This window comes from Halomonas sp. Ps84H-12 (assembly GCF_024124725.1).
Lineage (GTDB): Bacteria > Pseudomonadota > Gammaproteobacteria > Pseudomonadales > Halomonadaceae > Vreelandella > Vreelandella aquamarina.
Genome location: NZ_JAMXSJ010000053.1, coordinates 1 through 12,326 on the forward strand (window position 1 = coordinate 1; position 12,326 = coordinate 12,326).

The following is a 12,326-nucleotide window of genomic DNA, read 5'->3' on the forward strand; positions in this document are numbered from 1 at the left end:
CGAACAGGCGCGAATGGAGGCGCAGCAGGGTATCCTCCCGGCGGAATCGGACCTCATCCCGCGCCGCCAGGGCGGCCTGCACCTCGCCGCGATTGCGCCGTCCGGAAAAGAGCGGTACCGAGAGCCCAGCGGTCAAGGCGGTATCATCCGTCACTTCGAAGCGCCGGATGCCGACCTGCCAACGGATGTCGCTCTCGGACTGGCTGCGCGCCAGCTGAATTTCCGCTTCGCGGATACGCTGTTCGCTGGCGTAGATTTGAATGGCCGGGCTGTCGCTGACCCGCTGGTACAGAGCAACGAAGTTGTCGGAGGAACCGAACTGGAACAGGTCGCCTTCCAGCATTTGAAAGTCCGGGCTGGTATCACCCCACAGGGAAGCCAGAGCCATTTTCCGGCTCTCGTAGGCGGCTCGCAGATGGGACTGCTCAATACGACTCTGGGTGAGCGCGGCCCTGGCGCGCAGGACTTCGGCCTGGGGCGCCGCGCCGCGGTCGGCGCGACGGGTGACGATCTCGTGGGTGGCCTCGGCCAGCGCCACGGCTTCAGCGGCCAGTTGGAGTTTTTCCTGCAGGGCCAGGGTGGCGACAAAGCGCTGGGTCACCTGTCCGAGCACATCCAGGGTCTCGGCCCGGCGCTCGGCCTCGACGCGCCCGTATCGTGAGTCAACCACGCTGACGCGGGCCTGACGCTTGCCGCCAAGTTCGAGAACCGATGACAGGGATAGGGTGTACTCTGCCCCGTCAACTCCTCGCAGATTGTCGCTGCCGAGGAAGTTTTCCACTTCCAGGCCGGCCTCCAGGGCAGGATTTTGATCTGCCGTGATGCGTCGGCCATCAAGACCCTGAAGGCGAAAATCGAAGACCTGGAGGCCGGGGTTTTGTGCCATGGCCCGCGAGAGAGCTTTGGACAGAGTGAGCGGTTTCTCCCCGGCGAGTGCCAGGGTAGAACCAAATGCCAGCGTTAGAAGGCAAAAGGCATGGATAATAGAGTGGCACGGCATTGCGCGCCGCCCGTTTTTTACGGGCATTCTGAAAAGCATGGGACTGCTCCTATGAAAGTCTAAATGACAGTTGTTCCCCGGGTGGGGAAGGTATTCGCAGGGTCAGGAAATGGGAGGGCGGAAAAGGGAGGATTGAACCCCGGTGGTGAAGTTGGCTTGGTAGTCGGACTGTACTATTCCCGCAGCCAAGCCGGAAATGTCTGTGAGGGTTCCCAGCAACACCATGTGAAAGTAGCTGTGGCTGTGATGGCAATGGTCCGCTGAATGACTGGGGCTGTCGGGAAACGACTTGGTTGCCTGATTTTCGCTGGAAAAATCCGCTGATTCGTGTGAATGCTCATCATAATGTGGCATTGCGGGGTTGTGCGGTTGTGCTTCATAGGCAATAGACGCCACTGACTGCAAAGCAATCAACAGCGTCATTGCGACTATGAAACAGCGTTTAATCATGCAAGTGGTCCCGGAATTTGATCGTGAGCCTAGCAGAAAGGCAACCACATAGAAAGGACTGGACTCCCATGGCGTTACGTGTGTCCGTAGTGCGCTGCCCTGAGTGGCGGGCGATTGCACCGACCAACCGCAGTTCGTCTATGTGGCTGCCGCCGGGGGCAGCCGGGCCGGGATCAATATGGCCGGCGGCGACGCTATGCTCGATCTTCGCGCCATGCCGGCGGTCATGGCGATGCGGGCCAATATGACCGTGCAGGAATTGGCTGAAGAGCTGTTTCCCTACCGGACCACAGTGGAAGGGCTCAAGCTCTGCGCCCAGACTTTTACCAAGGACGTGACTCAATTGTCCTGTTGCGCCGGGTAAGGCTGCGTTCCCGGCTCAGTCGGCATTCCTGATCAGGCGCGGCAGCCAACGCAGATACGCCACCATGCCAAACAACTCGACCAGGGATTGGAAGACGATGACAACGATGGCGGCACGCCAGGGCTCCGGCAGTGACAGCGCCAGCGGCAGCATGACGAAGGAGTTGCGGGTGCCAAAGCTGAAGGTGAGGGTGCGGCCGATAGTGGGCGTGAACCCGAATAGCTCACTGAGCCCCTTGCCGATGGTAGCGGCGGCAACCAGATAAAGTACAAAAACCACAAGCGCCGACCACAGCAGGGCGCCATTGTCGATCACCAGGCTGACCTGGGAGCCGGCAATTAGAAACACCACCAATGCCAGCAACGGCACGGGCAGCCACCCAAGCCAGTCCACCAGTGTTTGCGCGCGCGGGTGCTTTTCCGTCAACCGTTCGGTAATCCAGGCCAGGATCAGCGGGGTGACAATCAATCCGAAGAATGCCGGCAGCAAGTGGCTGCCAACCGCCAGTTCAATGGCGATATTGCCCATGAAGAGCCAGATATAAATGGGTAGCAAAATGAGCTGGACCAGCAGAAGGATCGGCGCGGCCGCTATGGCCCTGGCACCGTCCCCACCACCGAGATGGGTAAAACTGATAAACCAGTCCGTACAGGGCACCAGCAGTACCAGCAGTACGCCGAGACGAATAGCGGGATCATCCGGTAACAGCCACAACAGAAGACCAACGACCACCGGTATCAGGATAAAATTGCCCGTCAGCAAAGCGGCCAGAAAGCGGCGATCACGAAATGCCGACCTGAGATGTATCAGTGGTACCTGAGTGAAAGTGGTGTACAGGAGAACGCCCAGTGCGGGCCAAAGCAGCGCTTCCCAATGACGGGTCTGCTCTGATGACATCCAGCCGATGGTCATGCCGGCCAGGATGGCTAGGAGATAAAGCCAGACTTGATATCGCTCCAATTGTTCGCGCATTTAAGGCTGTTCCCGCTGTTTTTTCGAGGGCACGATAGTATCATTGGGGCGCAATGAACTCCCGACACTTGCCCTGAGCATTTCGGCAGGCTTCGAGGGGGACTGAAATCTCTTTAGGTTGGGTCGGGAGAGATACGGTAAAATGGTTAGCGTCAGCGTTATACCTTTTTTCTGACAGTAGCGGGGATGGGCGTCTCCACAGGGTTGGTGGCTTTTTACCCGGTTTGGCTGGTTCTGACCCTGTTGAGAGGAGCTGTCAGTAAAAAATGAAATTATTTTTAAGGAATTTCTGAGCATGGTATTTATCATGGTGTTACCGATTATCAGTATAATAAGCCGTTGAAAATAAAAGACAAAAATGGCTTATTGATAATAGAGTGGGAGTGATCCTACGTCCAATTAGGGTAATGGTTAGCTAGACTCAACAAGGCCGCTCAACGATTGAGCGGCCTTGTTGTATGATTCGCATATACCTAAGGGCCGTAATATTCCGCTCGAAAACTTCATTGAGCAGTTCCTCAGTGTTCAAGAGGTGGTGAATCGAGTCAAACGAGAATTCGGCTCAAGGGTCTGTCTCGACCTCATCATCAAGGACACAGACCACACAAATCAGCACTGGGAAGAGGATATCGATTCGATTGATCCATTCCTGCCCGAGCGCTACACTCATGAACAGCTGAAAAGCCTACTATCAGGCGAGGATGAGTCATGAAAGATAAAATGTCGAAATCTACCCCGCTAACGCATTTTGCGCGTCATGCGAGCGCTGAGCAGAAACAAGCCGTGCGTAACAAGGTCATCCATAACGCCATCGCTCGTCAGAAGCGTGTTCTCGACCAAGCTAAAGAGCTGAATTGCTAGCTTAGCTGTTGAGCAGTCGCATTTCCTTGGCCCGCCGATGAGCGGGCTTTCTGTTTCTGCCTGTTTTTTTAGTGGCTTGCGAACAGCAGTTCATACACCCTAAAAATCGGGCTAGCGTTAAATATCATAAGGTTACATTTCATCAATGAATCAGGTTTCTCATAACAGCCTTGTCTCTTTTATTTGGAAAATTGCCGATGACTGCCTGCGCGATATTTACGTCCGCGGCAAATATCGTGACGTCATCCTGCCCATGGTGGTGTTGCGCCGCCTGGACACCCTGCTGGAGCCGACCAAGGACGCGGTGCTCGAAGAGGTTCGCTACCAGAAAGAAGACGAAGGCGCGCTAGAGCTGGATGAGGAGCCCTTGAAGGAAGCCTCCGGCTACGTGTTTTACAACACCAGTCATTGGACGCTAAAGAAGCTGCACGGCACTGCCACCAACAACCAGCAGATTCTGCTGGCGAATATCGAGGACTACCTCGATGGTTTCTCCGATAACGTCAAGGAGATCATCCGCCGTTTCAAGCTTTTCGATCAGATGCGCCACATGGCCGACAAACAGGTGCTGCTGGATGTCATCGAGAATTTCGTCTCGCCCTATATCAACCTCACGCCTCACGATACGGAAGACCCCGAAGGCAACACCCTACCGGGGCTTTCCAACCTGGGCATGGGCTACGTCTTCGAAGAGCTGATTCGCAAGTTCAACGAAGAGAACAACGAAGAAGCGGGGGAGCACTTCACGCCGCGCGAGGTGATTCACCTCATGACGCACCTGATGTTCGACCCAATCAAGAATCAGCTACCCCCGCTCATGACGATTTATGATCCGGCCTGCGGGTCGGGCGGCATGTTGACCGAAGCGCAGAACTATATCAAGGATCCAGAAGGCCTGATCAAGGCCAGCGGCGACGTCTATCTCTACGGCAAGGAGATCAACGACGAGACCTACGCGATCTGTAAATCGGACATGATGATCAAGGGTAACAACCCCGAGAACATCCGCGTTGGCTCCACGCTCTCCAGCGATGAGTTTTCCGCCGAACGCTTTGACTTCATGCTCTCCAACCCGCCCTACGGCAAGAGTTGGAGCAGCGAGGTCAAGTACATCAAGGACGGCAAGGATGTCATTGATCCGCGCTTTCAGGTGGAGTTGGCTGATTATTGGGGTAACAAAGAGACGGTAGACGCTACTCCGCGCTCCTCGGATGGCCAGCTGCTGTTCCTGATGGAGATGGTCAGCAAGATGAAGCCTGCGGGCACCAGCCCGCTTGGTTCGCGTATCGCCTCCGTTCACAACGGCTCTAGCCTATTTACCGGCGACGCGGGTAGCGGCGAATCCAACATCCGCCGCTACATCATCGAAAACGACATGCTGGATACCATCATCCAGCTGCCGAACAACCTGTTTTACAACACCGGTATCACCACCTATATCTGGCTGTTGACCAACGCCAAGCCGGAAGCCCGAAAAGGGCGTGTCCAACTGATCGACGCCAACCTGCTCTACCGCAAGTTGCGCAAGAACCTGGGCGACAAGAACTGCGAATTTGCGCCCGAGCATATAGAAACGATCACTAACGCCTACCTCGACTTTGCCCCCATCGAGCGGGAAATCGACGCCAACAACGACCCGCAGGGCATCGCCGTGCAGGTGTTCGATAACGACGACTTCGGTTACTACAAGGTCACCATCGAGCGCCCCGACCGCCGACGCGCTGGTTTCAGCGCCGAGCGCATCGCACCGCTACGTTTCGATAAAGCCCTGCGGGAGCCGATGGAGTGGCTGTGGGAAGCCCACGGCGACAAAGTTTACGAGCCGGGCTTTTTAAAAGGCGAAGCCAAAGCCATTGCCGCCTGGTGCGAAGAGCAGGGCATGACCCTGAACGCCAAGCAGCGCGGCAAACTGACCGATACCCGCTACTGGCTCAAGCTGCGCGATCTGCATGATGCGGCCACCGCCTTGATGGAGCAGATCGGCATGCAAGAGACCGATGACTTCAACGCCTTCCGCGAGGCCGTCACCAAAACGCTCAAGGCGCAGAAGATCAAGCTAACCGCCGGAGAGAAAACCGCGCTGCTGAACGCCGTGAGCTGGTACGACGAGCGCGCACATAAAGTGATCGACAAGCGCTACTCGCTCTCGAAAGAGGGCGTGAGAGGCCTGACCGAGCGCTACGGCTGCACCGAGGAAGCACTTTCGGACTTCGGCTACTACCGTCAGGACGATGGCAGCTACCTGACCTATGAAAGCGCCACCGACCTGCGCGATGCGGAAAGCGTGCCGCTAAAGGACAGCATTCACCGCTATTTCCAAGCCGAGGTGAAGCCGCACGTTAAAGAAGCCTGGATCAACCTCGACTCCGTGAAGATCGGCTACGAGATCAGCTTCAACAAGTACTTCTACCGTCACAAGCCACTGCGGAGTCTGGAAGAGGTAACGCGGGATATTTTGGCACTGGAAAAGCAGGCCGATGGGCTGATTGCTGATATTCTGGGTGTCGAAGTGGCGACGAAGCTGGAGCTGGCGGAATGAATATCGCGGCTTATCCAACGCACGAACTCACCAGTACTACTCAGGTGGCTCACCTTCCTGTTATTCCCAGTCATTGGGAAGTTCGACGGGTTAAATATGCTTCGAACCTGAAGTCGGAGAAAATTGCTAGCAAGGGATGTGACCTGCCCTATATCGGTATGGAAAACGTTCAAAGTTGGTCTGGAAACCTTCTCGAAGGTGGAAGTGAGGTCGAGGGGCTAGCAACTACTTTTGAGGCTGGCGATATACTTTTTGGAAAGCTTCGGCCCTACCTCGCGAAGGTTGTCAAACCCGGTTTTTCAGGCATTTGCTCATCTGAATTCTTGGTTTTCCAGTCTGCTAAGGATACTTTTGGAGATTTCTTGGCATATGCGCTACGGTCTTCTGACTTTATCAGCCTCATCAATGGATCAACCTACGGCGCAAAGATGCCTCGGGCGAACCCTGACTTCATAGCTAATGCTGAGATTCCATTCCCCCCGCTCCCCGAGCAACGCGCAATCGCCGCATTTCTAGATAACAAATCCGCCAAAATCGACCAGGCAGTGCGGATCAAGGAAGCGCAAATCAAGCTCTTGCGCGAGCGTCGCCAGATCCTGATCCAGCAGGCCGTCACCCGTGGCCTTAACCCTGGCGCGCCCATGAAAGACAGCGGCATCGACTGGATTGGGGAGATTCCTGCGCATTGGAAGGTTTGGCGCAGTAAATTCCTTTTTAAACAAAGTAAGGAGTTAGCTCGCAAGAACGATATTCAATTATCGGCTACGCAGTCTTTCGGGGTTATCTCACAGGAAAAGTTCGAATCTTTAGTAGGGCGTAGGGTCGTTAAAATTTCAACTAATCTCGATAAGCGAAAACATGTCGAACTAAACGATTTCGTCATAAGCATGAGAAGTTTCCAAGGGGGGCTTGAAAGGGCTTATTCAACGGGCTGCATTCGCTCATCATACGTCATCCTTAGGCCTGCGCCGGAAGTAAACCCAGATTTCTTTGGCTATTTGCTGAAGACCCCGCGCTACATCCATGCGCTTCAGATTACCGGAAATTTTATCCGCGATGGACAAGATCTGACATTTGAAAATTTCGCTGACGTGGATCTTTATGTCCCGCCATATCAGGAGCAGGCTGAAATTGCAGATCATATTAAACATAGCTGTGACAGAATCGACGATGCCATAAAGATCAAGCAAAACCAAATAGCTAAGCTTAAAGAATACAAAACCACCCTGATCAACGCGGCAGTCACGGGCAAAATCAAGGTCAGTTAAGGGGCAGTCATGAGTTATGCGGTAAGCGACACCACGGAAAAAGCGCTGGAAAAGGCCATCGAACGCAGCCTGACCGGCACCACGAGTGAAGCGCAGGCGCAGGGCATTACCGAGCCTGCTACTTACGGTGTGAGTGGTGCTTACCGCCTTGGCCATGCCAGCGACTTCGATGCCACGCTGGCGCTGGATACCCCTCGGTTCTGGGAGTTTCTCGAAACCACTCAGCCGAAAGCGCTCGACAAGCTCAAGACCCGCCACCCCGCCGATTGGCAGGCGCGCATTCTCGGCCAGTACGACAAGGTGATCAAGCGCAAGGGTGTGTTGCACCTGTTGAAAAAAGGGCTGCCGGTCGAGGATGCCCACCTTATCTTGATGTACCCCGCGCCGCTGGCCAGTTCCGCCCAGACGGTGCACGACAACTTTGCCGCTAACGTGTGGAGCGTGACGCGCCAGGTGCATCACTCGCTAGCGAACCCCAACGAATCCATCGATATGGTGCTGTTCGTCAACGGCCTGCCCATCGTCACCCTGGAGTTGAAAAACGCCTGGACGCAACAGACGGCGCGTTACCACGGTCAGAAGCAGTATCGCGACCGGGATGCCACCCAGCCGTTGCTGCAGTTCGGGCGGGTGCTGGTCCATATGACCGCCGATACCGATGAAGCCTGGATGGCGACCAAGCTCGCCGGGGACGCCACCTGGTTTCTGCCGTTCAACAAAGGGCATAACGAAGGCGCGGGCAACCCGCCTAACCCAAATGGCCACCGCACCGCTTATCTATGGGAAGAGGTGTTCAAGCCCGACAGTCTCGCCGGTATCATCCAGCACTTCGTGCTGCTGGAAGGTAAAAGCACCGACCCGCTGGCGAAGAAAAACCTGATCTTTCCGCGCTACCACCAGCTCAACGTGGTACGCAAGCTGCTGGCCCATACCGCTGCGCATGGGGTAGGCCAGAGTTACCTGATTCAGCACTCCGCCGGATCGGGAAAATCCAATTCGATTACCTGGGCCGCCTACCAACTGATTGAAAGCTATCCCGAGCAGGCCGATCTGCCCGGCGCGAAGGCGCTGGATGCGCCGCTGTTCGATAGCGTGATCGTCGTGACCGACCGCCGCCTGCTGGACAAGCAGCTGCGCGAGAACATCAAGGATTTCTCCGAGGTGAAGAACATCGTCGCTCCGGCGATGCGCTCTTCGGATCTCCGAGCGGCGCTGGAGAACGGTAAGAAGATCATCATCACCACGATTCAGAAGTTTCCCTTCATTATCGATGGCATCGCGGACCTCTCTGATAAGCGTTTTGCCGTGATCATCGACGAAGCCCACAGCGGCCAAACTAGCCACTCTCAAGGCAACATGAACAAGGCCATGGGGGGAAGTTCGGAAACGGACGAGGAGGACAACCAGGACAAGATTCTCACATCCATACGGGCACGCAAGCAGCGGGGCAACGCTTCTTATTTTGCCTTCACGGCGACCCCCAAGAACAGTACGTTGGAAATGTTCGGCGTAAAGCAGCCAGAGGGTGGATACAAGCCATTTCATCTTTACAGCATGAAACAGGCGATCGAGGAGGGTTTCATCCTCGATGTGCTGGCCAATTACACCACCTACAAAGGCTATTACGAGATTCAGAAGTCCATTGAGGACAACCCGCTGTTCGATACCGCCAAGGCGCAGAAGAAGCTGCGCGCCTTCGTCGAACACCGCCAGCAAACCATCGACATCAAGGCCGAGGTCATGGTGGAAGACTTCGTCGATAACGTGGTCAACAAGAAGAAGCTGCGCGGTAAGGCTCGGGGAATGATCATCACCCAGAATATCGAGATGGCTATTCGCTACTATCGCGCGGTACAGAAGGAGCTGGAGAAGTGCGGCAATCCGTTCAAGGCGTTGATTGCCTTTTCGGGCGACAAGGAGGTCGACGGTATCAAGTACACGGAAGCCGAGATGAACGGTTTCCCCGAGGAGAAGACGCGCTTCTATTTCGATGGCTACGACGATAAAGGCAAGCCGATGCTGCTGAACGGTCAGAGCGTCGAGAACACCTTTCGGTTACTGGTGGTGGCCAATAAGTATCTGACCGGCTTTGATCAACCCAAGCTTTGCGCCATGTATGTGGATAAAAAGCTGCAGTCGGTGCTGGCCGTTCAGGCGCTATCCCGCTTGAATCGCTCGGCGCCCAAACTGGGTAAGCGGACCGAAGACCTGTTCGTGCTCGATTTTTTCAACGAAGTCGATGACATCAAAAAGGCGTTCGATCCCTTCTTCACCGTGACGACTCTGTCGCAGGCGACAGATGTTAACGTTCTGCACGATTTGAAAGATGCACTCGATGAGACCGGTGTTTACGAGTGGGAGGAGGTTGACAAGTTCTGCCAGCGTTTCTTCAACCAAGAGGATGCCCAGAAGCTGAGCCCACTTATGGATACAGCCGCCGAGCGATTCAACGCGGAGCTGGGGCTTGAGGATAAGGACAAAATCGACTTCAAGATCAAGGCCAAGCAGTTCGTCAAAATCTACGGTCAAATGGCATCGATCATGCCGTTCGAAGTCGTGGCATGGGAAAAGCTGTTCTGGTTTATGAAGTTCCTCATTCCGAAGCTTAAGATCCAGGATCCTGACCAGGATGAGCTCGACGAGCTGCTCGAGTCCGTCGACCTTTCCTCCTACGGATTGGGCAGAACGAAGCTCAACCATGCGATTACACTGGATGCCGAAGAAGCCACGCTCGATCCGCAAAACCCCAACCCGCGTGGGTACCGTGAAGAAGAGAGCCAGAAGGACCCGCTCGAGGAAATCATCAAGACCTTTAACGAACGCTGGTTTCAAGGCTGGAGCGCTACGCCGGATGAGCAGCGCGTCAAGTTTCTTAATATTTTGGACAGCGTGAGAGCACATCCGGATTTCGAGCAGAAATTCAGCGATAACCCGGACCCCTACTCGCGTGAAATCGCCTTCGATAAAATCATGAAAGAAGTGATGTTGAAACGGCGCAAGGAGGAGATGGAGTTATACAAACTCCACGCCCAGGACCCGACGTTCAAAGCGGCGTTTTATCAAAGCCTCAAAAATGCACTGCAAAAACCTGGGCTGGGCAGAAATGTATAAAAGTGAGCTTGGCTAAAAAGCTCGCGCTGTATCGCGACCAAGAGAGAGACTAATGACATCCAGTCACCCACGCCCAACTTCCATCCGCATCTTCCTTGCTGACGGCACGCCCGAGGGCCTGCGCATCGTCGAAAAGTCCAACTGGACGGGCAGGGCGGTGGTGGCTAACCGCTCACAGCTTGAGCGTGCACTGGCCAGAAGCGAAATGGTCCAGCCGGGCGTCTATGTGCTCATGGGTCAAACGGAAGAGGGGGCGGCCAAGTTGTATGTAGGCGAAGCCGATGCACTCGCCGAGCGTATCAAGCAGCATGTGTCGGGTAAGGAGTTTTGGACTCGGGCCATCGCCTTTACCAGTACCAACGAAGGTTTGAATAAGGCCAACGTGCGCTACCTAGAGTCGCGGCTGCTGGACATGGCGAAGACGGCCAATCAGTGGGCGGTGGATAATACGGCGTACCCCTCCGCGCCTCCGCTCAATGAAGCCGACCGTGCAGACGCCGAGTGGTTCTTAGCCGAGATGCTGGTGATTTTTCCGCTATTGGGCATTGATGCGTTTGAAGCCGCTAGCAGCCAAGCCGCCGCGTCATCTTCAGAGCAAGTCGAGCCGCCGCTGACGCTTTATCTCAACGAACGTGGTGCTGAAGGCACGGGTAGAGAAGTGGCCGATGGTTTTGTGGTGCTCAAAGGCTCATTGGCACGTGCTGAGGAAACTCTTTCCATTCATGACTACATGCGCGAGCAGCGCCAACTCCTGCAAGAGCGTGGCGTACTAGCACCGCAAAATGGAAAGTTGATATTCACCCAGGATTTTCGATTTTCCTCTCCTTCAACAGCCGCAGGCGTCTTGGTTGGCGGTAGCGCCAACGGGCGTTTGGCTTGGAAGGATGCTAATGGCAAAACTCTGAAAGCCATCCAAGACATAAGGTTATCAGTTGTTTAGCCAAAACGTTTTCAACTTGCAGAAGTGGAATTTGTGCTCATCTGTATTCTTTGCCCCACCCCAAACAACTCATTAGCTAGCCCATGAGCCGAATAGCTACCATAACCGGCTCATAATATGATCTGAATAGACGGGGCAATCGGGTCATGTATGTCTGGGAACAGCCACATTGGCCGCATTTTGAGTGGGACGAATCCGCGCTGCGGCCTAACTTACATGCCTTGTGGCTGATGCAGGGGCGTGTGCTGGGTAAAAACGAGGCTGAGCCTGGGCAGGTGGATCTCAATGTGAAGATAGACGCGCTGATAGCGCTATGCCGCCCGCAATGCTGAACGAATGGTAATTTAGAGCACTCATATGTTTGCTGGATACCGTGGGAGAGGCATTTTCTTAAGGCGTTGTGGACGCAGTTGGCCAATCAATCGTCATAAGGTCATGGATATTAGTCAGAAACCCTATCGCAGTTGTCTTGATACAGCGGCGCATCGGTGCCTAGCGCTAGGTGCTCGGTGGCGCTGTTGTAGTAAAAGTGGCCATGCTCAACGTTGGCAAGGTGATAATCCCCGCAAACCCCATAGCCCTTATCAGTTAGCGCGGAAAACCTCGTACTTTTAGTGCGAGGATGGATAGCGCGGCGTCCGCCAGGACGCCTTGTGTTTTGCATCCTTACAATATTTCGTCTAAAGTGTAAAGCATGAAAGCCGAACGCGCCTACCAATACCGCTTCTATCCCACGCCTGAGCAAGCAGCCTTGCTGGCGCGGACGTTTGGGTGCGTGCGGTTTGTCTGGAACGCGGTGCTGCGCTATCGCACCGACGCGT

Annotated in this window: 10 protein-coding genes and 1 pseudogene; 8 read left to right on the top strand and 3 right to left on the bottom strand. The window is 54.9% G+C overall.

The annotated features are described in order from the left end of the window. Together NH344_RS16970 and NH344_RS16975 are read right to left on the bottom strand one after the other, a co-directional pair. On the bottom strand, window positions 1-1,039 hold a 1,039-nt coding region (locus NH344_RS16970; RefSeq protein ID WP_253028185.1), incomplete at its 3' end, for a TolC family protein. Window positions 1,040-1,102: 63 nt separating this feature from the next. Continuing rightward, window positions 1,103-1,450 carry a hypothetical protein gene (locus tag NH344_RS16975; RefSeq protein WP_253028186.1) on the bottom strand — a complete coding sequence of 116 codons (348 nt, stop codon included), beginning with the start codon at window positions 1,448-1,450 and terminating at the stop codon, window positions 1,103-1,105. Window positions 1,451-1,532: 82 nt separating this feature from the next. On the opposite strand from NH344_RS16975, the pseudogene NH344_RS18285 reads away from it, so the two are divergent. Continuing rightward, window positions 1,533-1,814 (top strand): annotated as a pseudogene (locus NH344_RS18285) (hypothetical protein); the annotation flags it as partial. Between the two features lie 15 nt (window positions 1,815-1,829). Here the strand turns inward: NH344_RS18285 and NH344_RS16985 are convergent. Then, on the bottom strand, window positions 1,830-2,786 hold the full coding sequence (locus NH344_RS16985) for an arsenic resistance protein (RefSeq protein ID WP_253028187.1): 957 nt from the start codon (window positions 2,784-2,786) through the stop codon (window positions 1,830-1,832). Between the two features lie 708 nt (window positions 2,787-3,494). Between NH344_RS16985 and NH344_RS16990 the strand changes: the two genes are divergently transcribed. The 7 genes from NH344_RS16990 to NH344_RS17020 all read left to right on the top strand — a co-directional run. Then, complete coding sequence (locus tag NH344_RS16990; protein ID WP_168444433.1) at window positions 3,495-3,647, top strand: hypothetical protein; 153 nt, start codon at window positions 3,495-3,497, stop codon at window positions 3,645-3,647. A gap of 145 nt (window positions 3,648-3,792) precedes the next feature. Beyond that, the gene (locus NH344_RS16995; RefSeq protein ID WP_213262668.1) at window positions 3,793-6,186 is read left to right on the top strand and encodes a class I SAM-dependent DNA methyltransferase; all 2,394 of its coding nucleotides are present in this window, start codon (window positions 3,793-3,795) and stop codon (window positions 6,184-6,186) included. Then, window positions 6,183-7,454: a restriction endonuclease subunit S gene (locus NH344_RS17000; protein ID WP_213262667.1), complete on the top strand. Its 1,272-nt coding sequence runs from the start codon at window positions 6,183-6,185 to the stop codon at window positions 7,452-7,454. The genes NH344_RS16995 and NH344_RS17000 overlap by 4 nt, the downstream gene beginning before the upstream one ends. A gap of 9 nt (window positions 7,455-7,463) precedes the next feature. Continuing rightward, window positions 7,464-10,565, top strand: coding sequence for a DEAD/DEAH box helicase family protein (locus tag NH344_RS17005; RefSeq protein WP_213262666.1), 3,102 nt, complete (start codon window positions 7,464-7,466; stop codon window positions 10,563-10,565). 52 nt (window positions 10,566-10,617) lie between these two features. Beyond that, complete coding sequence (locus NH344_RS17010; RefSeq protein ID WP_213262665.1) at window positions 10,618-11,505, top strand: GIY-YIG nuclease family protein; 888 nt, start codon at window positions 10,618-10,620, stop codon at window positions 11,503-11,505. A gap of 146 nt (window positions 11,506-11,651) precedes the next feature. Continuing rightward, window positions 11,652-11,837: a DUF4172 domain-containing protein gene (locus NH344_RS17015; RefSeq protein WP_213262664.1), complete on the top strand. Its 186-nt coding sequence runs from the start codon at window positions 11,652-11,654 to the stop codon at window positions 11,835-11,837. Between the two features lie 362 nt (window positions 11,838-12,199). Further along, window positions 12,200-12,326, top strand: a 127-nt coding sequence (locus tag NH344_RS17020; RefSeq protein ID WP_253028188.1) for a helix-turn-helix domain-containing protein, incomplete at its 3' end; no start/stop codon positions are given.